General features: G+C 64.4%; 19 protein-coding genes and 1 riboswitch. Of the genes, 8 read left to right on the top strand and 11 right to left on the bottom strand.

From position 1 onward, the window contains the following. Positions 1–68: 68 nt before the first annotated feature. From H7H34_RS07790 to H7H34_RS07780, 3 genes are all read right to left on the bottom strand, one after another. The gene (locus tag H7H34_RS07790; RefSeq protein WP_185924810.1) at positions 69–1,826 is read right to left on the bottom strand and encodes a TRAP transporter permease; all 1,758 of its coding nucleotides are present in this window, start codon (positions 1,824–1,826) and stop codon (positions 69–71) included. Between the two features lie 151 nt (positions 1,827–1,977). Then, the gene (locus H7H34_RS07785; RefSeq protein ID WP_185924809.1) at positions 1,978–2,931 is read right to left on the bottom strand and encodes a TAXI family TRAP transporter solute-binding subunit; all 954 of its coding nucleotides are present in this window, start codon (positions 2,929–2,931) and stop codon (positions 1,978–1,980) included. Between the two features lie 196 nt (positions 2,932–3,127). Next, positions 3,128–4,651: an anti-phage dCTP deaminase gene (locus H7H34_RS07780; protein WP_185924808.1), complete on the bottom strand. Its 1,524-nt coding sequence runs from the start codon at positions 4,649–4,651 to the stop codon at positions 3,128–3,130. Positions 4,652–5,125: 474 nt separating this feature from the next. On the opposite strand from H7H34_RS07780, the gene H7H34_RS07775 reads away from it, so the two are divergent. The 8 genes from H7H34_RS07775 to H7H34_RS07740 all read left to right on the top strand — a co-directional run bounded on the left by H7H34_RS07775 (position 5,126) and on the right by H7H34_RS07740 (position 13,281). Then, positions 5,126–6,070 (top strand): ABC transporter permease, encoded by a 945-nt coding sequence (locus H7H34_RS07775; RefSeq protein ID WP_185924807.1) that lies wholly within the window; start codon positions 5,126–5,128, stop codon positions 6,068–6,070. A gap of 27 nt (positions 6,071–6,097) precedes the next feature. Beyond that, complete coding sequence (locus H7H34_RS07770; protein ID WP_185924806.1) at positions 6,098–6,919, top strand: ABC transporter permease; 822 nt, start codon at positions 6,098–6,100, stop codon at positions 6,917–6,919. After that, positions 6,916–8,565 carry an ABC transporter ATP-binding protein gene (locus H7H34_RS07765; protein ID WP_185924805.1) on the top strand — a complete coding sequence of 550 codons (1,650 nt, stop codon included), beginning with the start codon at positions 6,916–6,918 and terminating at the stop codon, positions 8,563–8,565. The genes H7H34_RS07770 and H7H34_RS07765 overlap by 4 nt, the downstream gene beginning before the upstream one ends. 25 nt (positions 8,566–8,590) lie before the next feature. Continuing rightward, a complete protein-coding gene (locus tag H7H34_RS07760) occupies positions 8,591–9,487 on the top strand; it encodes an ROK family protein (protein WP_185926474.1) in 897 nt (298 codons plus the stop codon). A 102-nt stretch (positions 9,488–9,589) separates the two neighbouring features. After that, positions 9,590–10,192: a YceI family protein gene (locus H7H34_RS07755; protein ID WP_185924804.1), complete on the top strand. Its 603-nt coding sequence runs from the start codon at positions 9,590–9,592 to the stop codon at positions 10,190–10,192. Positions 10,193–10,405: 213 nt separating this feature from the next. Next, positions 10,406–12,460: a methyl-accepting chemotaxis protein gene (locus tag H7H34_RS07750; protein ID WP_185924803.1), complete on the top strand. Its 2,055-nt coding sequence runs from the start codon at positions 10,406–10,408 to the stop codon at positions 12,458–12,460. Positions 12,461–12,679: 219 nt separating this feature from the next. After that, positions 12,680–13,030, top strand: coding sequence for an acyl-CoA thioesterase (locus H7H34_RS07745; protein ID WP_067222700.1), 351 nt, complete (start codon positions 12,680–12,682; stop codon positions 13,028–13,030). 41 nt (positions 13,031–13,071) lie between these two features. Then, complete coding sequence (locus H7H34_RS07740) at positions 13,072–13,281, top strand: hypothetical protein (protein ID WP_185924802.1); 210 nt, start codon at positions 13,072–13,074, stop codon at positions 13,279–13,281. Between the two features lie 124 nt (positions 13,282–13,405). Then, positions 13,406–13,545: riboswitch (SAM-I-IV-variant riboswitch) on the bottom strand. Positions 13,546–13,633: 88 nt separating this feature from the next. On the opposite strand, the gene H7H34_RS07735 is transcribed toward H7H34_RS07740, so the two are convergent. The 8 genes from H7H34_RS07735 to H7H34_RS07700 form a co-directional block, all read right to left on the bottom strand. After that, a complete protein-coding gene (locus tag H7H34_RS07735; RefSeq protein ID WP_185924801.1) occupies positions 13,634–14,896 on the bottom strand; it encodes an MFS transporter in 1,263 nt (420 codons plus the stop codon). Between the two features lie 213 nt (positions 14,897–15,109). Continuing rightward, positions 15,110–16,354 (bottom strand): phosphoglycerate dehydrogenase, encoded by a 1,245-nt coding sequence (serA, locus tag H7H34_RS07730; protein ID WP_185924800.1) that lies wholly within the window; start codon positions 16,352–16,354, stop codon positions 15,110–15,112. An 81-nt stretch (positions 16,355–16,435) separates the two neighbouring features. Further along, positions 16,436–17,311, bottom strand: a complete 876-nt coding sequence (locus tag H7H34_RS07725; RefSeq protein ID WP_185924799.1) for an N-formylglutamate amidohydrolase — start codon at positions 17,309–17,311, stop codon at positions 16,436–16,438. Between the two features lie 3 nt (positions 17,312–17,314). Next, positions 17,315–18,313, bottom strand: coding sequence for an ABC transporter ATP-binding protein (locus tag H7H34_RS07720; protein WP_120269198.1), 999 nt, complete (start codon positions 18,311–18,313; stop codon positions 17,315–17,317). After that, positions 18,310–19,308 carry an ABC transporter ATP-binding protein gene (locus H7H34_RS07715; RefSeq protein WP_185924798.1) on the bottom strand — a complete coding sequence of 333 codons (999 nt, stop codon included), beginning with the start codon at positions 19,306–19,308 and terminating at the stop codon, positions 18,310–18,312. The genes H7H34_RS07720 and H7H34_RS07715 overlap by 4 nt, the downstream gene beginning before the upstream one ends. 7 nt (positions 19,309–19,315) lie before the next feature. Then, entirely contained in the window at positions 19,316–20,239 is a 924-nt protein-coding gene (locus tag H7H34_RS07710; protein WP_120269196.1) for an ABC transporter permease, read from the bottom strand. An 11-nt stretch (positions 20,240–20,250) separates the two neighbouring features. Continuing rightward, complete coding sequence (locus H7H34_RS07705; RefSeq protein WP_120269195.1) at positions 20,251–21,228, bottom strand: ABC transporter permease; 978 nt, start codon at positions 21,226–21,228, stop codon at positions 20,251–20,253. Positions 21,229–21,381: 153 nt separating this feature from the next. Continuing rightward, positions 21,382–22,974, bottom strand: coding sequence for an ABC transporter substrate-binding protein (locus H7H34_RS07700; RefSeq protein ID WP_209006173.1), 1,593 nt, complete (start codon positions 22,972–22,974; stop codon positions 21,382–21,384). Positions 22,975–23,144 lie beyond the last annotated feature (170 nt).

Below are 23,144 nucleotides of genomic sequence, written 5' to 3'. Positions count from 1 at the left end.
GGCAGAAACGACGAGGGGCGGCGGCCGCAAGGCCCCGCCCCTTTTCATTGCGCCGTTGCGGGCGTTCGCTAGATGAAGAGCAGCACGCCGCCGCCCGCAACGAGCCCGGCGCGCAGCAGCGGATTGATCGGGGCGATGACGCCGAAGGATATGGCCGAGAGGGCCGCGCCGACTTTCAGAGCGGCGAGCAGTGCCATGGCCGGGTCAGCAGCGAGCGCGATCAGGTCCGGATTGGCGATCATGCCGAGCGGCACGAGATAGAGCCCGAGGCCGAGCGCCATGGCCGAGGCCGCGACCTTCAGCCAGTTCTCCCCGACCATGCCGGCGGCAATGAAGACCGCACCGCAGACCGGCGGCGTGATGGTCGACAGCAGCGCGTACCAGAACACGAAGAGATGCGCCTGAAGTACCGGCACGCCGAGTGCGGTAAGCGCCGGGCCGGCCACCGAAACGCAGATCACGTAGGCGGCCGTCGTCGGCACCTCCATGCCGAGGATGAGGCAGGCGAGCGCGGTGAGCAGCAGCGCCGGCCACAGCAGCCCGCCCGAGCCGGACAGGATCAGCGAGGTGATCTTGACCCCAAGACCGGTCAGCCCGAGCACGCCGATGATGATGGAGGCGCACAGGATGATCGCCGCGATGGTGGCGATCTGCCGGCCGGAGTTCACCGCCGCTTCCTCCAGTCGCAACAGGGTGCGGCGCCAATCGAAACTCAGGCGAGCATCGAGGACAAGGAGCAAGGCACCGACGAGGATCGCCAGCGAGGCGGCGTATTGCGGCGTCACCTTGAGGCCGAACATGCCCCACAGCAGGATCGAGAACGGCACGAGGAAGAAGGCGGAGGTGATGACGACCGCACGCAGGGCCGGCCGGTCCTCCGGCGCGATGCCTTTCAGCACATGGCGGAAGGAGAAGGCATCAATGCCCACCCACACGGCAAGGAAATAGAGAAAGGTCGGCAGGAGCGCGGCCATCATGATGTCCGAGTAGGGCGTGCCGGTCAGCTCCACCATCACGAAGGCGCCTGCCCCCATCAGCGGCGGCATGATCTGACCGCCCGAGGAGGCGACCGCCTCGACCGCGCCTGCGAGCGAGCGTGGATAGCCGAGCCGGGTCATCGCCGGCAGGGTGATGGCGCCGGTGGAGGCGACATTGGCCGAGGCCGAGCCCGAAATCGAGCCGAACAGCGCGGAGGAGATCACCGAGACCTTGGCCGCACCGCCGCGCAGGCGGCCTGCGGCGGCCGCCGCGACATTCATGAACCCCTGCCCCGCCTCGCCGGCATTCAGCACCGCGCCGAAGATGACGAAGATGGCGACGACCGAGACCGAGACGCCAGTCAGCTTGCCCCACAGAGCGCCCTCGGCAATCGTCAGCGTGCCGAAGAGACTGGCCATCGGCAGGCCGGGATGGCCGAACTCGCCGGGGATCGCCTCGCCCCAGACCGCATAGGCGAGCGCAATCGCGGCGACCAGCGGCAGCGGCCAGCCGATGGCCCGGCGCGCCATCTCCAGCGTGACGAAAAGCAGGGCAAGGGCGATGGCGAGCTGTCCGTCATCCACCAGGAAGCCGTACTGGTCGCCCAGCATGTCGTGGTTCCAGGCGACCCACAGGCACGCGGCGATGCCGACGGCGGCAAGCGGCAAGCCGGTCCAGCGCTGGAACGGAGTACGCGCCATCAGCACGAAGACGAAAGGAACTGCAAGCGCCATGTGCAACGGCCGGCTTACCAGGTTTGGCACCAGGCCGGTGAAGACCAGCCAGAGGTGAAAGCCGATGGACAGCGCGCCGAGCGCTGCCCAGAAGAGCCGGGCCGAAAGAGACATGAACGCCGTCCTGGTGAACCGCCGGCACCGAGCCGGAAACGAAAGCTGCAAGGGAAAAGGCATCGGCCCGGACAGATGCCCGGGCCGGAACCGCGTAAGTCTGGCAGACGGCCGGCTTAGAGGCCGGCCCCAGACACTGACTGTTGTGCGCTTACTTCTGCGCGTCGGTCAGGGCAATGCCCTTTTCCGAATAGTAGCGCTGCGCGCCCGGGTGGATCTTGCCGGAAATGCTGGCGAGCATTTCGGTCGTCACGCCCTTCCACCACGGCGCATCGGCGCTCATCTTTTCCTTCTGCTCCCAGAAGGTCTTAGTCATCTGATACGCAGTCTCGTCATCCATCGCGGTGGTGGCGAAGGCGACCACGTCCAGCGAGGTGGTGACGACGTCCTTGTCCTGACCGGCATAGGTGCCGGCCGGGATCACCGTGCGGGTGCGCTTGGTCGCCGCGACCTGCTCATCGGAAAGCGAGAGCAGCGTCACGCCGGTGCCGGCGGCTGCCTCGATGACATTCGGCGCCGGCCAGGAGCCGGCGGTCACGAAGCCGTCGATCTGGCCGTTCTTGAGCGCAGCGCCCGCATTGGACAGCTCGACGTCGGCGAGGTTGACCTTGTCCTTCAGCCCGAAGAGATCGAGATACTTAGCGCCTTCCGTCGCACCGAAGGAGCCCTTGCCGATCAGGATGTTCTTGCCTTCCATGCCGGCGAAATCGGTCACGCCGCTCTCCGTCGACATGACAAAGTGCATCGTCAGCGAGGGAATCGGGAAGAGCGCGCGGATCTCGTCGAACTTCGGATTGCCCTTGCCGTCGAACGGGCCCTTGGCGCCCTGCGCCAGGCCGACGAGGCCGGGAGGCGTGGTGAAAACGTAGTTGCCCGGCCGAACTGCCGCTTCCATCACGTTCTGAACCGAGCCCTGGCTCTCTTCCAGCGTGACGATGATGCCGCCGTCGGTGCCGGCCTTGATCGCCTCGGCGATCTGCACGCCCATCTGGTAATAGGAGGTGCCGGCGGAGGCCGACTTGTAGGTCACGCGCGTCTCGGCGGATGCGGACAGAGGCACGAGCGCGGCAAGGCCGGCGATGGCGAGTTTGCTCCAGATCGTCATGTATCCTCCCAGGGATCGTTCGTTGCATTGTTCTCGGGCGGGCCGCCCGCAAGCAGGACGACCGGGCCGGCAAGCGGTTCGGGAGGCCGAGATTAGTCCGCGCGCGCGCACCATGCACCCCTGAAATCGCGGAAAATGACGAGGGTGGAGAATGACTCGAAAATGCAGCACCGACCCACAAAAAACGCAACAAATCTCAATAAACAATAATATTCATCTCCTCCGCCACCAACGATAGAGAAGAAAATACTGCAGAATCCTCATTATATAAATAAGATGAACTCTTATCCTCAATCATTGGCGACGGCACCCCCCAGTACCATTCTATTATCTTACCATCGGACTGCTTTCTCGACTTCTTTTCGAAGATATCTCTATATCTCCGAGGAGAAATGCCCACAAAATGCGTAAAACAAACCCTCTCCCCTTCTCGCGAGTCGAGAATTATCGAATCTTGGTGCAAAGACAACGCCTTGCTTTTGGGATAAGGCTCAATAAAAACGACACGGCTGATGCCCGACGCTATAATGTGCTTTGCACAATTGTGGCACGGAAAAGTCGTTACAAATATAGTCGCGTCTTTCGTCGCGCGTCCTAATCGCGCTGCATCACACAATGCTGTCATCTCAGCATGTGTCATTCGCCCAAATTCTGTGATATCCGAAATCAACGCGGATTTCACAGCCAACTTAAAATCTTCACCTTCAAATATCCTCTCCGAGTCCTCCCCCAAGACTCCAATAGCCTCCAACTTTTTCAAGAAATCGAAAATAATCCGATTCTTCTCTACGCGATTAGAATCTGTCCTATCATCAAAATCGCGATGTTTTTCTTCAGAATCCTCCCAGTATGTCCCGCCTTTGTATTTAGGGACCTCGTTACAACCCAACGAAATAATTTCCCCTTCCGAAGAAAATATCGCAGCTCCCACCTGACGAGAAAGGTCAATAGATCTCAATGCAGCGGAAGCCGCAATATACGCACCATACTCATCACGCGTAGGACTTATTGAGTTCTTACCGAAAAACGCCTCAATGAATCGCCTGATAGACCTTTCTATATAATCCTCTCTCCGCCCATCAATGAATGCATCCCCAAGATGAAATACCTCCTCAATCCTTTGTCCATGAAGATCTGTACGCTCATTCATGTCTATCTCGATAAGTTCATCAGCCGCTACCTCGCACTCTTCTCGAGACAAGATGGAATTTCCGCGCGAAAATAAATTTATTAGATTAGTTCGACGGAAGTCCTCAGCGGCATGAACTGAAATCTGAATAAATTTTCGACCATAAACCTTTCGAAGAAGCTCAACTTCTTCGGATCTCTTCAATTGCCTGAGTATGTAGGCCATCCTCTCAATCGGTGGCGTCAACTCTTCAGGTGCACTTGAAGAGCCGGAATTTTGTCCTGCGCTCCGTTTTCTTTTGATATCAGCTATTGCCAACCCAGCTAGCGCAGCATCGTTATCACATCGCTCCCGTACCGAATTCGCATAACTAATACGAGATTTATACTGCTCGACCTGATTACCATCATCAGAAATTTCAGGCCCATCAACTGCGACTTGACGCATCAAATCTGTCAGTCGAATTGTCGTTGTCTTATATCCAACCGATATCAGCGCGTCGTGCAGCTTGCGCTCAACTGCATCCATATCGACCCCTATCGGGCCCACCAACCCAAAAACCAATTCAGGAAATTCCGTTTGAACCTTCATCTGATTTTTATCCGCTCGATCACATTTCACTTATAAGCTCGCTCACAAGCTTGCGATAAAAAATGAATCGCCCATTATGCAAATGGTGGGAGGATTTGAACTATGCGACAGAATCAGACCTTAGTAGCGATGCCCCTCTCTGATAAGAAACAGCACTCTCCTCAATTACAAGAGAGCCTTCATTTGGCTGCAAAGTCATTAAGCGGCCGTCCACTCGGATTGCGTGGCCCGTTCCTTATACAAGCTCCAACCAATAAGGAGAAGGGAGGGGGGTAAGCCTCTGTCATAATCGTTTACATCAGGGCGACTTTTTTAGTTCAATTTACCGGGGTCAATTTGATGCTAGAAGCATCTAGGCCGCGAGATGTCGAAATTTAGTTATTTTGATAGAGGAACTCTAAGCCCTTTTCCGCCGGGCTCTTCCCCTATAGCGTTGGCACGTCGACAGATTCTCGCCCGGAGCCGCCTCGCCCGATGCTGGTCCACGCCGCCAAACGCTTTGCCGGACTGTTCGCGACGTTGATCGTCGCGACCGTGGTCGTGTTCCTGGTGCTGGAGGTGGTGCCGGGCGACCCGGCGCAGGTGATGCTGGGCATCAACGCGCAGGACGACACGCTCGCCGCGCTGCGCGGCCAGCTCGGCCTCGACCGCCCGGCGTGGGAGCGCTACTTGAGCTGGGTCACAGGCTTTGCCACCGGCGATCTCGGCACCAGCTACACCTATTCCGTACCAGTGGCCGATCTGGTCGCCGCGCGCATTACCGTCTCGCTGCCGCTGGCACTGCTGGCGCTGGCGCTGTCCACGGTGATCGCGATCCCCGTCGGCGTCTATGCCGCCTCCAAGCGCGGCCGCTGGCAGGACGGCGGTATCATGGCGCTGACGCAGGTCGGCATCGCCGTTCCGAACTTCTGGTTCGCGATGCTGCTGGTCTTCGTCTTCGCGGTGACGCTGCGGCTGGTCCCCTCCGGCGGCTTTCCCGGTTGGGAGGCCGGGCTGTGGCCTGCGCTGAAGGCACTGCTGCTGCCGGCCATCGCGCTGGCGCTGCCGCAGGCGGCGATCCTTGCCCGCGTCATGCGGTCATCCCTGATCGACGCGCTGCACGAGGACTATGTGCGCACGGCGCGCGCTAAGGGCCTGACCCGGCGCGCGGTTCTGTGGAAGCACGCGGTGCGCAACGCGCTGATCCCGGTTCTGACGATCCTCGGCCTGCAGTTCTCGTTCCTCATCGCCGGCACGATCATCATCGAAAACGTGTTCTACCTGCCCGGTCTCGGGCGGCTGATCTTCCAGGCGATCACCCAGCGCGACCTGATCGTGGTGAAAAGCGTCGTCGTGCTGCTGGTCGCCTGCGTGATCCTGGTGACTTTCCTCGTCGATCTCGCCTATGCGCTGGTCGACCCCCGGCTGAGGAGGCGCTGAGCGATGGCAGGGTCAGGAGCACTGCGCATGGCCGCGCAGCACAAGACACTGGTCGCCGGTGCGGCCATCGTCGCGTTCGTCCTGGTAGCGGCGCTGATCTCGTTGGTCTGGACGCCCTATCCGATCGACGTTCTGTCGGTCGCCAACCGGCTCAAGCCCCCCTCGCTGACGCATCTTCTTGGCACCGACCAGTTCGGCCGCGACATGGTGTCGATGCTGATGGTGGGCGCGCGCACGTCCATTGCCGTCGCCCTGGTGGCGGTTGGGATCGGCATCCTCGTCGGCGTGCCGCTGGGACTGCTGGCGGCCGCGCGCGGCGGCTGGCTGGACGAGACCTTGATGCGGGCGAACGATCTCGTCTTCGCCTTCCCCGCGCTTCTGTCGGCGGTGATGATCACCGCGATCCTCGGCCCCGGCGCGATCAACGCGATCCTGGCCATCGGCATCTTCAACATTCCCGTCTTCGCACGGGTGGCGCGCGGCGGTGCGCTGTCGCTGAAATCGCGCGAATTCGTGCTCGCCGCGCGCGTCTCCGGCAAGGGCGAGGTACGGATCATCGCCGAGCATGTGCTGCCGAACATCGCCAACCTGCTGATCGTGCAGGGCACGATCCAGTTCTCGCTCGGCATCCTGGCCGAAGCGGGCCTGTCCTATGTCGGCCTCGGCGCGCAGCCGCCGCTGGCCTCCTGGGGACGCATGCTGAACGAGGCGCAGACGATGATGGCACTGGCGCCGAGCCTTGCCCTCTATCCGGGTCTTGCCATTGTCGTCACCGTGCTCGGTCTCAACCTTCTGGGCGATGGATTGCGCGACCTGCTCGACCCGCGACTGAAGAGGCGCACGACATGAGCGGCTTCTTCGCGGTCGAGGGGCTGGACGTCGACATTCACGGCAAGCGGATCCTCAAGGGTGTCTCGCTGGAGATCGGCCGCGGCGAGACCTTCGGCCTGGTGGGCGAATCCGGTTCCGGCAAGTCGATGACCGCACTGGCCGCCATGCAGCTGCTGCCGCACGGGGCAGAGGCGCGCGGGCGCATCCTGCTGGACGGGGCCGACGTGCTGTCGGTGAGCGAGGCGGCGATGTGCCGGCTGCGCGGACGGCGGATCGGCATGGTGTTCCAGGAGCCGATGACCGCGCTCAACCCGGTGAAGACCATCGGCGAGCAGATCGCCGAAGGGCTGGTCCTGCACATGCGGATGACGCGGGCTACGGCGATGGAGCGGGTCCGGGTGTTGCTCGACCGGGTGGGTCTGGCGCGCGCCCGGGTGACGCCCGAGCGCTTTCCCCATCAGCTGTCCGGCGGGCAGCGGCAGCGGGTCGTGATCGCCATGGCGATCGCCTGCCAACCGGACCTGCTGATCGCCGACGAGCCGACGACCGCGCTCGACGTCACCATCCAGGCGCAGATCCTCGCCCTGGTGCGCGAGATCGTCGCGGCGGAGAAGATGGGCTGCCTGCTGATCAGCCACGACCTTGCCGTAGTGGCGGAGATGGCCGATCGGGTGGCGATCATGAAGGACGGCGAGATCGTCGAGAGCGGGCGCACGGCCGCGCTGTTCGCAAACCTGCGCCATCCCTATTCGAAGGCGCTGATGGCGGCCTCGAACCATGTGCCGAAGCGCAGCAAGGGCCCCGCGCATAGCCCGGCCAATCACGGCATGCAGCCGATCCTCTCAGTCCGCGAGCTGGTGCGCGCCTATCCGCAGCCGCGCGCGGGCCTGTTCCGGAAAAGCCCGCCGGTGGTCGCCGTCAATCGCGTCAGTTTCGACATCCGCCCCGGTCAGAGCGTCGGCCTTGTCGGGGAATCGGGCTGCGGAAAATCGACCCTTGCCCGCGCCCTGCTGGGGCTGGAGGCGCCGGACGGGGGAGCCATCTCCGTGCTGGGCCAGGATCCGCATTCGGCGCGCGGAGCAACGCGCGAGGCAGTGCACCGGGCCGTGCAGGTGGTGTTCCAGGATCCGTATGGCAGCTTCAACCCGCGCCACCGCATCGGCCGCGTGGTGGCCGAACCGCTCTATCTGCTGCGCGGCGAGATCGACGGGCGAGAGGCCAGGGACCGGGTTGCCGGCGCCCTGACCGAAGTCGGCCTGTCGGAAGCCGACATGGCGAAATATCCGCACGAGTTCTCCGGCGGGCAGCGCCAGCGCATCGCCATCGCCAGGGCGCTGGTCACGCGGCCGAAGCTGATCATCGCCGACGAGCCGGTGTCCGCGCTCGACGTGTCGATCCGCGCGCAGATCCTCGACCTCTTCGCTGATCTCCGGGCCCGGCACGGCCTTGCCTATCTGTTCATCTCGCACGACCTCAGCGTGGTGCGTGCCATCACCGACGAGGTGATGGTGATGAACGGCGGCCAGATCGTCGAACGCGGGCGCACGGCCCGGGTGTTCGACCATCCCCGGCACCCCTACACGCGGCTCTTGGTCGCCGCCGCACCGCGCCTCGACACGGCGCTGGCGGCCCGGCGCCAGATCGAGGAGGCGAGCACGAACTGAGATGAGCACGACAGCAAGCGACCCGCTGCGCCTCGGCATCGACTGGGGCGGCACCAAGATGGAGATCATCGCGCTGGAGCGCGACGGCACCGAGCGATTTCGCCTGCGGGTGCCGACGCCGCGCGACGATTATCAGGGCTGCATCCGCGCTGTTGTCGGTCTCGTGGAGGCTGCCGAGAGCGCGACCGGCCAGCGCGGCACCGTGGGCTTCGGCATCCCCGGTTCGCTGTCGCCGGCAACCGGTCTCGTCAAGAACGCCAATTCCACCTGGATGAACGGCATGCCGCTCGACCGCGACCTGGAGGCCGCGCTTGCACGGCCGGTCCGCATCGAGAACGACGCCAACTGCCTTGCGGTCTCGGAGGCGACGGACGGTGCCGGCAAGGGCGCGCATGTGGTGCATGCGATCATCATCGGCACGGGCTGCGGTTCAGGGATCGCAATCGATGGACGGGCGCATCGCGGCCGCAACGGCATCGGCGGCGAATGGGGCAACATTTCCGTACCGTGGATGACGGATGAGGAGTTTCCCGGCCCCGACTGCTGGACGGGCAAGCGCGGCACCATCGACCGCTGGTGCTCGGGGACGGGCTTTCAGTGGGACTACAAGCAGGCGACCGGACGCTCGCTCTCCGGCCACGAGATCATGGAGCGCGCCCGGTCGGGAGAGGCGGACGCGCTCGCCAATCTGGAGCGCTACGTCTCCCGACTGGCACGCGCCATGGCAATGGTTGCCAACATCCTCGACCCGGATGTCTTCGTGCTGGGCGGCGGAATGTCGAACATCGCGGAGCTCTACGACCTGCTGCCCCGGGAAATCGGCCGGCATGTCTTCTCGGACCAGTATGACGTGCCGATCCGCAAGGCGGTGCACGGCGACAGTTCCGGCGTGCGGGGCGCCGCCTGGCTGTGGAACGACTGAGCCGGGCAGCTCGTCGCAACTGCACACGCCGGTTCGCCCCCTCCCAGTCTCGGTCAGCCTGCCTATATGGTTCTTGAGGATCACCAGGGAGGAGGGTCTCACATGGTTTCACTCAAGCCTGTCCGTATCGCCGCCTGCAGCGCTCTTGTTGCGGTCCTCACGGTCGCTGCCCTGCCCGCGCAGGCCGAGCCGCGTGCCTATCGGATCGATCCCAGCCACTTTTCCGTCGTCTTCAACGCCATGCATATCGGCTACGCCCCCACTTGGGGCCTGTTCCTGAAGGGCGAAGGCAGCTTCACCTATGACGAGGAAACGCGTGAACTCTCCGATCTCTCCGTCGCCATCGAGGCCGGGAGCGTCTTTTCCAACGACGAGCGTCGCGACGGACACCTGCGCTCGGGCGACTTCCTGAGTGCGGAAGCGCATCCTCGCATAACCTTCCAGATGACGGATGCACGCCCGCAAACGGACACGAGCGGGACCGTGACCGGCGACCTGACGCTGCGCGGCGTGACGCGGCCGGTAACGCTTGATGTCACGCTCAACAAGATCGGCCCCTACCCGTTCGGCGGAACCTATGTGATCGGCATCAGCGCCAGCACCGTGCTGAAACGCTCCGATTTCGGCATGACCTATGCCGTGGCGGATGGGCTGGTCGGCGACGAGGTCTCCATCCGCATCGACCTGGAAGCGATCCGGCAATAGCCGCTGCCATAGAGGCACCTCCCCCGCACCCCAACAACGACCGGCAACAACTTTAGGAAATTGCCATGGCGGATCACAATCATCGAGAAACGACAGCGACTGATCGGATCCCATAAGAAATCGGCAAAGATCCTGATGATTAAGTCGATGGTAACGCGCCCCCTATAGGCACTTAGACGGAGATATTCGCGGCTGGCCTTCAGGGGGTTCGAAATGCGTTTTTCCGATCTGTCGATCAGAAACAAACTGCTGGTCAGTGCCGGCGCACTGTTTTCCGTTTCCATCATCGGCGTGAGCCTTGTCGGCTCGATGGTCATGTCCTCGGCAGCGGAGAGCGCCGCCGAACGGGAAGCCAAGGCGCTTCTGACATCCTATGCCAACGAGGTGTCCGGCAGCCTCACGCGTTCGCTGACCGTCGCCAAGAGCGTTGCCGCTGCCGCGGAAGGGCTGATCGCCAACGGCATGACCGATCGCGACCGGCTCGGCGACCTGATGATCAAGACAGTGGAGAACAATCCGCACCTTGTCGGCATGACGCTGGCCTTCGAGCCGAACGGGCTCGACGGCCGCGATGCCGATTTCAAGGATCACAAGTATTCGGACGCTAACGGCCGCTTCGTCCCCTATTTCTATTTCGGCGAGGACAAGAAGGTCGCTGTCGAGCAGCTGGTGATGACCAAGGAGGCCGGCACCGAAGGCTGGTACGACATGCCGGTGCGCGAAAACCGGTCTCTGCTCACCCCGCCTTACGCCTATCCGATCGACGGCAAGGACGTGCTGCTGACCACCATCAGCTGGGTCGTGCGCAAGGACAACAAGCCGATCGGCATCGCCACGTCCGACCTCGCCCTTTCGGGCATCGCCGACCGCATGGCCGCCAATCACCCGTTCGGCGCCGGCGAAGTTAAGCTGATCGGCGGCGACAACCTTTGGGTCGCAACATCCGATACCGCCACCCTCGGCAAGACCGTCGAGGATGGGAACGTCCTTGAAGTGCTTCAGAAAGTGGGAACGGAAGCCGCCGCCTCCCTCTTCGGTGAGCGGTACGTCGCCATTCAGCCCGTGACATTCCCGGACGTTCAGGAGCGGTGGTACGTCGTGCTGGACGTGCCCCATTCGGCGATGATCGCCGGTGCCGTGACCGCGCGCAACACGATGCTGGCCATCGGTCTCGGCCTGCTGGGAGCCGTGCTGGTGCTTGTCTGGTTCGGCGCAGGCGCGCTCGCCCGCCCGGTCGCACGCCTCACCGATGTGATGGGCCGACTGGCCGCCGGCGACACCTCTGTCGATGCCGGCATGGACGAGCGCCGCGACGAGATCGGCGACATGGCCCGCGCAGTCGAAACCTTCCGCGAAAACGCCATCGAGCGCCAGCGGCTGGAAGAAGCGCAGTCGGAGGACGCGCATGCCCGCGCCGCCCGCCAGGCCCGCACCGAACAGCTCATCGCGGACTTCCGCGACAAGGTGCAGTCGCTGATCGGCACGGTGAGCGAAACGGCCAGCGGGCTGGACGAAACCGCCCGCGCCCTGTCCGCCTCCGCCCAGGAAAGCGCCGAGCGCGCCAGCGAGACCTCGCAGGCCAGCTCCGCCGCCACCGGCAACGTCCAGACAGTGGCCAGCGCCGCCGAGGAGCTCTCCGCCTCCATCGCCGAGATCTCCCGCCAGGTCGGCCAGACCACCCAGGTCGTCAACCAGGCCACCCAGGGCACCCACTCAACCAACGAAAAGGTCGCGGGCCTTGCCGCCGCCGCCCACAAGATCGGCGAGGTCGTCTCGCTGATCCAGGCCATCGCCGAGCAGACCAACCTTCTCGCGCTGAACGCCACCATCGAGGCGGCCCGTGCCGGCGAGGCCGGCAAGGGCTTTGCCGTCGTCGCCGCCGAGGTCAAGGAGCTGGCCAACCAGACCTCCAAGGCGACCGAGGAGATCGGCGCCCAGATCGCCGCGATCCAGGGCTCGACCGGCGAGGCGGTCGCCGCCATCGGCGAGATCGCCCAGATCATGCAGGAAGTGAACGGCTATACCGCCTCCATCGCCTCCGCCGTCGAGCAGCAGGGTGCCGCCACCAACGACATCTCCCGCTCGGTGCAGCAGGCGGCCGAAGGCACCGGCTCGGTGACCCGCAACATGGAGATGCTGGCCCACACCGTCGACAGCACGTCGGCAGCCGCCGACAACGTCCTCGACGCCTCCGGCGCCATGAGCCGCAACACCGACGCCCTGCGCGGTGAAATCGACCGATTCCTGAAGGACGTCGCGGCGGCCTGACATCGCAGCATCCGGCCCAAGACAGGGAGCACGCTCCCTTTGCGCAAAAAATTGCCCCCGGTTCGCGCCACGAACCGGGGGCTTTTTCTTTCGCGTTGCGGCAAAGCGGGGCTAGGTTTGAATCCGTAACCTCGCGATTCCGCAACGAGACAGGAGATATCGCCCGTGAGCGACCAGGAGACCATCGAAACCCCGAACGGCGAACTGACGCTGCGGACGATGGCCATGCCCGCCGACACCAACGCGGCCGGAGACATCTTCGGCGGCTGGGTGCTGTCGCAGATGGACCTTGCCGGCGGCATCGCGGCAGGCCAGCGGGCGCGCCGGCGCGTGGTGACAATCTCCGTCGAGCGGATGACCTTCATCCGCCCCGTGCATGTGGGCGATGTGCTTTGCGTCTATTGCCGGGTGACGGGCGTCGGCCGGACCTCGATGAAGATCGGCATCGAGGCCTGGGCCCTGCGCCATCGGCACGGCCAGCGCGAGAAGGTGACCGATGCGACCTTCACCTTCGTCGCGGTCGACGATCAGGGGCGCCCGATCCCGGTCCCGGCGGAAGACGAGGACTGACGCCGACGCAGGCGGGCACGCAGCGCCACGGCGAGCTGCGGATGGCGGGCGGCGATGTCGCGAAACAGCACTTCGTCGACCGCCCTGCGGCACCCGCCGGTCCACAGGTGCTCGAGATCGGCAAGGCGCCGCGCGCGCTCGGCATCGTCGAGAACAGCCTGCTCCCCGCCCCGGCCAAGGCCGATACAGGTGGCACGCATCCGCAGGCCGGCAGCCAGAACACGAATTTCGGAAAGACGCAGCGGTGCTGAGGCTGCAAAGGCACACCGCGCTTCGAGGGGCGCGGCTGCGGGGTCAAGGCTCGTCGGCGCGGCGGACGCGGCTCTGGACATAAAAAATCCTCCATCGGTTTCCCGAGGAGGACTGGCGCGGATCAAACGACCGTTTCGTTGCCGCTATTCTGCGGCCACATCCCCAAAACGCAAACCGGTTGATCCGGTCCTTTGTGTCAGGGAGACCACCTTGCCCGGTCGGGCAGGTTGGCGAGGGCGCCAGCCCTTCTCTTGATGACGAGCGATCTATGCCACGGGGCACGCGCCAGTGCAAGTGGCCCGGTACAAGTGGCAAGGCGCAAGCGGCAAGACCGCCCGCCCTTTGCCAGGGTCAGGCAGCGTCGCGCGACGTCTCTTCTTCTTCCTCGGCGCGCGGGTCGAGCGCGAGGGTCTCCGGCGTGGAGAAGCGAACCCCCGAGGCCATTGCGACGAAGTCCTCCTTCTCGCCCTGCGCGACCGGTGCACGCTGGGTCATCCGCCAAATCGCGAAGGCGATGATGAGGGCGTGAGCGGCGGAAGTGACAGCGAACAGCCCTTGCGGGCGCGTCATCGTCATCATCACGGCCGCAAGCAGCGGGCCGACCACTGAACCGACACCGAACAGCAGCAGCAGACCGCCGCTGGTCTTTAGGAATTCGCCCGGCGGCGAGTGGTCGTTCGCGTGGGCGACGATGACCGGATACATCGAATAGATCATGCCGCCGAAGGCCCCGACCAACGCAATGATGGCGATGGGCGACAAGGCGCCGCCGAACGTCAGCCCGGCCCCGAGCAGACAGCCGACCACCGCGATGCCGATCAGCACCATGCGCCGGTCGATGCGGTCGGACAGGACGCCGATCGGGATCTGGATCAGGGCACCGGCAAGCAGCGCTACCGACATCATGGTGGCGATGGACGAGACGGATAGCCCCACTTGGCGGCCATAGACGGCCCCGAGCGTGCCGAAGGCGCTGTTGGAGATGCCCACGAGAAAGACGCCGATCACGGCAACCGGAGAATTGCGCCAGAGCGAGCGGATATCCAGACGCACCTGGGACAGCGGCTGGGGAGCTGCGGCGGTCGACAAGGCGGTGGGAAGCAGCGCGCAGGAATAGACCATCGCACCGACCACGAAAAACAGGAAGCCGGCGGGATCCCCCAAGGTGAGCAGCATCTGCCCGGCGGTCGTCGCACCGAGATTGATCATCGTGTAGATGCCGAAAATGCGGCCGCGCGTTTCCGGATTGGCCCGCTCGTTGAGCCAGCTCTCCACCACCATGGCCGCACCGGCGAAGCAGAAGCCGGAGAGCGCACGCAGCGGGATCCAGGCCCAGGGCGTCATGAAGACGAGGTTCAGCAGCACGACGATGGAGGCGAGCGAGCAGAACACGCCGAAGGAGCGGATGTGGCCGACGCGACTCACGATCACCGGCGTCAGCAGGCAGCCGCCGATATAGCCGATGGCCCAGCCGGTACCCAGAAGACCAAGGGAGCCGTCGGAAAAGCCCTCGAACGAGCCCCTGAGCGGCAGCAGCAGCCCCTGAAGACCGCCCGCGAGCAACAGCAACGCGGAACCGACGAGAAGGGCAGCGATGGGAAGTATCTGGGTCATGCGGGCCGTTTGGCTGGCGAACGGGAGTGCCTGCAATCGCAGGAGGGCGGGGCTGTGAGGCCTTCGCCCAACCTATCTTGCGGGCCTGCGTCGGAATTGAGGCAGGCGGCGGCGAAAGGCCGGCCGCACGAAGCAGCCGGCACCTGACGCGAAGCCTAACAAATTCCCGTTCAAGAACAACCGCCCCCGACCGGATCGGGCGACGTTGCCCGATCAGACCCGGTTCAGCAGGCGAGCCCGGATTGTGCCCGACAGGAGGCGGATCTCCTCCAGGATCTCCACCGCATTCGCCACCGGCCCATCGGCGTCGAGAACGACATAACCGATCTCGCCATCGGTCTGGTAATGCTGCGCCGCGATGTTGATCTTGTAGCGGGCGAAGAGGTCGTTGAGCTTGCCGAGCTCGCCCGGCAGGTTGCGCTGGACCTGGATGAAGCGGGTGTTGTTGGTGCCCTTGGGGAGCTGCACCTGGGGGAAATTCACCGCACCGATGGTGGAGCCGACGTCCGAATACTCGATCAGGCGGCGGGCGACTTCCTCGCCGATCCGCTCTTGGGCCTCTTCCGTCGAACCGCCGACATGCGGGGTCAGGATGACGTTGTCGAGCCCGCGCAGGGCCGAGACGAATTCCTCGTCGTTGGACTTCGGCTCGCTGGGGAAGACGTCGACGGCGGCACCGGCAAGGTGACCGGAGCGAAGCGCCTGCGCCAGGGCATCGATGTCGAGCACCGTGCCGCGCGCGTTGTTGATCAGGTAGGCGCCCTTCTTCATCGACGCGATTTCGGCAGCGCCGATCATGCCGCGGGTCTCCGGCGTCTGCGGCAGGTGCAACGAGACAACATCGGCAACGGCGAGAAGTTCGCCGAGCGAGGAAACCGGCTCGACATTGCCGTGGCGGAGCTTGTCGGTGTGATCGAAATAGACCACCCGCATGCCCATCGCTTCGGCGAGCACCGCGAGCTGGGAGCCGATATTGCCGTAACCGACGATGCCGAGCGTCTTGCCGCGAACCTCGTTGCTGCCCGCGGCCGTCTTCAGCCAGCGCCCGTTATGGGCGGCCATCGACTTGGTGAAGGCGCCGCGCATCAGCATGACGATTTCAGCGATGGTCAGCTCGGCGACGCTGCGGGTGTTGGAGAACGGCGCGTTGAAGACCGGGACGCCGCGCCGGTTCGAGCCGACGAGATCGACCTGGTTGGTGCCGACGGAGAAACAGCCGATCGCCACAAGGGTGCCGGCGGCCTTGAGGATCTCCTCGTCGATCTGCGTGCGCGAGCGGATACCGACGATGTGGACGCCCTGCAGCGCCTCGATCAGCGCATCGCGGTCAAGTGCCGTCTTGAGCTGGGTGACATTGGTGTAGCCCGCCTGCTCCAGCAGGACGGGGGCGGTCGGGCTGATGCCTTCCAGCAGGAGCCAGCGGATTTGGTGCTTCGGGCGCGACAGACCGGTCTTCATGAAACGGCGTTCCGTATGCGGTGCAAGGGAGGGGCGGCGATTGCCGCCGCTGCGCTCTGGTGCCCTGTCTGCCGTAAAAATTCAACTGCCGCTTTTTGCAGCCCAGTCACGCAGCGAGGCCAGGAAGGCGGAAAACCGCGCTCGCGTGTCGCGAAAGCGCGCGGTTTTGCCATAGGTCTCAACATCCATGTAGAGCGCGCGATTGACCTCGATCTGCAGGGAGTGGACGCCTCGTGCCGGATTGCCGTGGCGACGCAGAATCTCTGCTCCCTTGAAAGGATCGTTGACCGTCACCGAGAAGCCGAGTTCGATCAACAGGGCGCGCGCGGCCTCCAGATAGCCGGCACCGGCACTCGTGCCCTCGCGATCGGACAGCACGATATCGGGCCGCAACGATCCGGTTGCGTCCTCGTGCATGGCATTCGCCACCGGCTGCATGGAGTGCAGGTCGAGATGGAAGACGCGGCCATGCACCGCGCGAGCACTCTCCAGCAGTTCGCCAAGCGCCGCATGATAGGGACGCCAGCAGCGCTCCAGCCGGCCGAGATATTCTGCCCGGCGTACCGGGCCGGCGAGAAGCGGCGCTCCGTCGGGCGGCGTTGCCGTCCACACGACGCCCTTGCCGAGGCGCGCCTTGGCCGAAGGGGCAAGCTCCAGACCCTCGGCATCATCCAGCGAAGCCGGATCGAGATCGTCGAAGGCCCGATTGACGTCGCAGTAAATACGCCCGAACCGTGCCGTCAGAAGCTGCAGGCTCAGGGTGGGAGCGGAGGAAAAGAGCTCGTCGACATACATGTCCTCCGCCCGGCGATAGCGCTCGGGCGGCTGGGCCGGCCTAAAGTCCGGCGGATAGAGCGTGCCGGAGTGCGGGCTGTCGAGGACTAGCGGCACCGCCGAGCCGGCAGGTCGCAGGATGTCGAACACCTCCCCCTCCCCGCCCTTCGGCACCGCGCACATGCCCTATGCCTCGTTGAGGTGACAGGCGGAGATGCGACCCGGCGCAATCTCGCGCAGGGCCGGCGCTTCCTCGCGGCAGCGCGGCTTTGCATGCGGGCATCGCGGGTGGAAATGGCAACCGGTCGGCGGGGCGAGCGGCGACGGGATCTCGCCCTTCACCGGCTGGAACACCCGCTTGCGCGTATCGATCCGCGGCACCTCTTCCAGCAGCGCCCTGGCGTAGGGATGATTGGGGTCGGCGAAGAGCTCCGCCGCCGGCGCGCTTTCCACCACGCGGCCGAGATACATGATCACCACCCGGTCGGCGAGATGCTCGACCACGCCGAGGTCGTGGGAGATGAAAAGGTAGGTGAGCCCCAGATCCTCGCGCAGGTCCATGAAGAGATTGAGCACCTGCGCCTGGATCGAGACGTCGAGCGCGGCGATGCTTTCATCGCAGACCAGGAAGTCGGGCTGCACGGCAAGGGCCCGGGCGATGCCGATGCGCTGGCGCTGACCGCCGGAAAACTGGTGCGGATAGCGGCTCTTGTAGCTGGGGTCGAGGCCCACCCGCAGCAACATGCGGTCGACATAGTCGGCGACCTCGCCGCCCGACACCAGACCATGCACCCTCGGCGCCTCGCCGACGATGTCGCGCACGCGCATGCGCGGATTGAGCGAGGACATGGGGTCCTGGAAGATCATCTGGATTTTCAGCGCCGCATCGCGGCGCTCGGCCCCGGACAGGCTTTCGATATCCTGCCCGCGCCACAGGACGCGGCCGGCACTGGGGGCATGAACCCCGGCAACCACGCGCCCGAGCGTGGACTTGCCGCAACCGCTCTCGCCGACAAGGCCGACCACCTCGCCTTCGGCGATCTGCAGGGAGACATTGTCGACGGCGTGGACGACCTCCTCCTGCCGGTTGCCGCCGAACAGGTTGACGATCTTCTCGGCGGCGTCGAGACGGCGCACGAAGCGCTTCGACACGGCATCGAGGGCAAGAAGCGGCGCGGCGCTCATGCGGCACCTCCCCTGGCGGTTTCGAGAGTTCGGTGCGGATGGTGGCAGCGCGAGAACCGGCCGGCCTCCAGCTCGGCCAGATCCGGCATGACCGTGCAGGCGGTATCGGCGCGCGGACAGCGGGCGGCAAAGCTGCAGCCCTCAGGCAGGGACAACAGCGACGGCGCCATGCCGGGGATCTGGGTCAGGCGCGCGCCGCGCCGGTTCTGACTGGGCACGGACCCGATCAGCCCGTGCGTATAGGGATGGAAGGGCGCATCGAGAACGGCATCGACCGGCCCCTGCTCGACGATCCGGCCGGCATACATCACCGCCACCCGGTCCGCGAGGCCGCCGACGACGGCGAGATCATGGGTGATCCAGATCATCGCAAGCCCCGTGTCGGCGCACAGCTTCTGCACCTCATAGAGGATCTGCGCCTGAATGGTGACGTCGAGCGCCGTGGTCGGCTCGTCGGCAACGATCACCTCCGGTTCGTTGAGGAGGGCAATGGCGATGGCGACGCGCTGGCGCATGCCGCCGGAGAACTGGTGCGGATAGGCGGCGAGCCGCTCGTCCGGCGAGGGAATGCCGACACGGGCAAGCGCCTCACGGGCCCGCTCGCGGGCCGCCTCGTGCGACACACCGGCATGAGCGCGGATCGCCTCGATCATCTGCGTATCGATGCGCAGGACCGGATTGAGCGTCATCATCGGGTCCTGGAAGATCATGGCGATCCGCCGGCCCCGGAGCCGTCGCCACCCCTCTTCCGGCAGGCCGGCCAGTTCCTCTCCGCCCAGGCGGATCGAGCCCGAGACCAAGCGTCCCGGGGGATCGACAAGGCCCATCAGCGAGAAGCCGGTGACAGTCTTGCCCGAGCCGCTTTCGCCGACGAGGCCGAGCACCTCGCCGCGGGCAAGCGAGAACGAGACACCATCGACGGCGCGAGCGACGCCTGCCTTGGTGAAGAAATGGGTCCGTAGATCCTGGACCTCGAGAATGGTTTCACGGGTCATGCGGCCCTCACTTCTGCAGCCGCGGGTTCAGCACGTCGCGGAGCTGGTCGCCGACAATGTTGATGGTGACGATGGTGATCAGAAGTGCAACGCCTGGGAACACGGCGATCCAGTACTTGCCGGACAGCATGTATTCGAAGCCGTTGGAGATCAGAAGACCAAGGGAAGGCTCGGTCTGCGGCAGGCCGACGCCGAGGAAGGAGAGCGTCGCCTCCAGCGCGATGGCGTGGGCGGTCTGCACGGTGCCGACGACGATCAGCGGAGCGATGCAGTTCGGCAGGATATGCCGGAAGACGATGCGCGCATGGGACAGGCCGAGACAGGCCGCCGCCTCGACATATTCGCGCCGACGCTCGACCAGCGCCGAGGCCCGCACGGTGCGCGCGTAATAGGCCCACTGCGCGATCACGAGCGCGATGATGATCTTGTCTATGCCCTTGCCGAGGATGGCGAGAAGGATCAGCGCGATCAGCACGGCCGGCAGCGACAGCTGAATGTCGACGATGCGCATGATCAGCCCCTCGGTCCGGCCACCGGCATAGGCCGCAAGCAGACCGACGATCATGCCGACCGTGAGCGCGATGATGGCCGAGGCGACACCGACCGACAGCGAGATGCGCAATCCGTAGATGATGGCGGAGAGCAGGTCGCGACCGGCCCCGTCCGTGCCCAGCCAGAAGGTGACGCCGTCCATGCTCTGCGAACCCGGCGGCAGGCGGGCGTCGAAGATCGAGACGACGGCGAGATCATAGGGGTCCTGCGGTGCGATCCAGGGTGCGAAGACCGCGAGAAAAATGATGATCACGAGCAGGACGGCCGCGAGAACCGCAAGCCGGCTGTCGGTGAAGTCCGACAGGAAGCGGCGGAACGGCGTATCGGCCGCGCGTCGGGCGGGAGGCGCGCCGCCGGCCGGAGTGTGCGTGGATGCCATGGGGTCCGCCTTCACTGGCCGCGGTCGCCGAGCCGCACCCGCGGATCGAGGACCGAATAGAGGATGTCGACCACCAGGTTGATGACGACGAACAGGAAGACGATCATCATCAGGTAGGCGACGATGATCGGCCGGTCGAGTTGCTGGATCGACTCGATCAGCAGCTTGCCCATGCCTGGCCATGCGAAGATCGTCTCCGTCACCACCGAGAAGGCGATCAGCGAGCCGAACTCCAGGCCGAGAACGGTGACGACCGGGATCATGATGTTCTTCAGCAGGTGCACGCCGACGATGCGCGAGCGCGAAAGACCCTTGGCGCGGGCGAACTTGATGTAGTCCTGCAGCATCGCCTCGCGCGTGCCGGCCCGGGTCAGGCGGATCACCAGCGAGATCTTCAGCAGCGCAAGATTGAGCGCTGGAAGCGCCAGATGCCGCAATCCGTCCAGGGTGAGGAACGACAGGTGGATGCCGAAGACCTGCACGGTATCGCCCCGCCCGGTCGAGGGAAGCCAGCCGAGCATCACGGCGAAGACCATGATCATCATGATCCCGACCCAGAAGGTGGGCAGCGAGAAGCCGACGATCGAGCCGGCCATGATGGCCCGTGAGGAAAAACTGTCGGGATAGAGCCCGGCATAAAGGCCGAGCGGAATGCCGATCACCACCGCCAGCAGAAGCGCAGCGAAGGCGAGCTCCAGCGTCGCGGGCATGCGCTGGATGATGAGGCCGAGAGCCGGCTCACCGAAGATGAAGGACTGGCCGAGATTGCCGCTGAGGGCATTGACGATGAACAGCCAGAACTGTTCCCAGATCGGCCTGTCGAGACCGAGTGCCCGTGTGACGTTCTCGATGTCCTGCTGGTCCATGTCCGGCGTGACGAACATGTAGACGGGATCGCCGACGAGATGGACGCCGAAGAAAACGATCATGGCCATGGCAACCATGACCAGCGCGCTCTGCAGGAGGCGGCGAAGAATGAAGACGCTCATCAAGCGGTCTCCCGGCGTTGCGGCATGAACTGGAAAAGCGATGTCAATGACCGGAAATGGCGGGACACCGCCATTTCCGGCCAGTTCATCGCGACGGAAAACCGAGGGAGCCCCTGCCCCCGGCACGAGGCCGGAAACAGGGGCATGGCCCGGTCAGTCCTTCAGCACGCCATAGGCGACCGTGTACTCGTCCGTGCGCGGGATGTACTTGAGGCCCTTGCGGCTCGCCCAGGTGTTGACCTGGTAGTGGATCGGAATGATCGCGAGATCACCGATGGCCACTTCCGTCGCCTTGGCCAGCAAGCCTGCACGCTTCTCGTCGTCCACCTCGGACAGCGCATCCTCGATCAGCTTGTCGACTTCCGGGTTGGAGTAGCGGCCACGGTTGGCCGTACCCATACCCTTGTCATTGTCGAACGTGGCGATGAGAGCGCGCAGCGGCGAAGAGGCCTCGCCGGAACCGGCGCCCCAGCCGACAAGGATAAGCGAGAACTCGGGCAGGCCGTCCGCACCCGTGGAGGCACGGGTGAAGTAGACCGACCGAGGCATCGTCTCGACTGCCGTCTTGATGCCGGCCCGCGTCAGCATCTGCGCGATGGCCTCGGCGATCTTGGCATCGTTCAGATAGCGGTCGTTCGGCCCGTGGATGGTCAGTTCGAAGCCATCCGGCAATCCTGCCTCGGCGAGAAGCGCCTTCGCACCCTCCACGTCGTAGGCTTCGGCCTTCAGGTTCTCCGAAACGCCGAAGAAGCCTTCCGGCAGCAGCTGGCCGGCGGGAATGGCGAGCCCTTCCATGACACGGTCGCGGATCAGCTCGCGCGAGATCGCCTTGGAAATCGCCTTACGGACGCGCAGGTCCTGGAGCGGGTTCTTGATCTCGCCGCCTCCATTCGCCTTCACGAAGGGCGAATTCTCGCGGAAGTGGTCGAGATGGAGATAGATGACGCGGTTGGAAACGCCTTGCGAGAGAACCACGCTGTCGCGGCCCTTCAGCGTCTCGATGTCCGTGGTCGGCACGCCGTTGATGATGTCGACATCGCCGGCCAGCAGGGCGGCGACGCGCGAGGGACCGGACTTGATCGGCTTCAGCGTGACCTTGTCCCAAATCGGCTTTTCGCCCCAGTAGTCCGGATTGGCTTCCAGCACGATCCGGTCGCCCGGTACGTATTCGGCAAACTTGTAAGGACCGGTGCCGGCGGCCGCCTCGCCCGAGTTGAAGGCTTCGGTCGTACCCTTGCAACCGGTCTCGTTGGAGACGATGGCGACGTTGCCGAGATCGTTGACCATGACCGGATAGGGAGCTTCCGTCTTCACGTGCACCGTGAAGTCGTCGATCTTCTCGAAGGTCTTTCCCTTGGTGTAGGTGTCGAAGCCGGCCGGCGAGTTCGGCACGTTGGGCGCGCGCTCGAAGGTGCAGATGACGTCATCGGCATTGAAATCCGATCCGTCATGGAACTTCACACCCTCACGCAGCTTGAACTCCCATGTCGTGCTGTCGATCGGCTTCCACGAAACGGCAAGACCCGGCTTGAAGTTCTGCCGCTCGTCCGGATTGGCCAGGCGGTCGAACATCATGAAGCCGAGCTGGTTGTTCGGTCCCAGATTGTGGAAATGCGGATCGATCGAGGTCGCCTCGGAATCGAGCCCGATCACGAGATCCTCGGCGGCCGCGGGCGCGGAGAAGGCGACAATGGCACATGCCGCCCCCATGAGCGCGCGCGCGAGCGGCGTCCTTGCAGGTTTCATCAGGTAACTCCCCTCTGGATCCCCTCTGGATTTTTACGGACGGGGCGGGATCGACTGGTCCCCGTCTGCTGCCTTGTGTCGGGATCGAACGTCCCGCTGGCTTGTGGGAAAGGCTATTATGCGTTTATATGATCGACAATCGAAAAACGATAACCTAGACGCATAATTCT

Source organism: Stappia sp. 28M-7, from assembly GCF_014252955.1.
Lineage (GTDB): Bacteria > Pseudomonadota > Alphaproteobacteria > Rhizobiales > Stappiaceae > Stappia.
The sequence above is the reverse complement of the archived record's forward strand: the minus strand, read 5'-3'. Positions and strand labels throughout refer to the sequence as shown.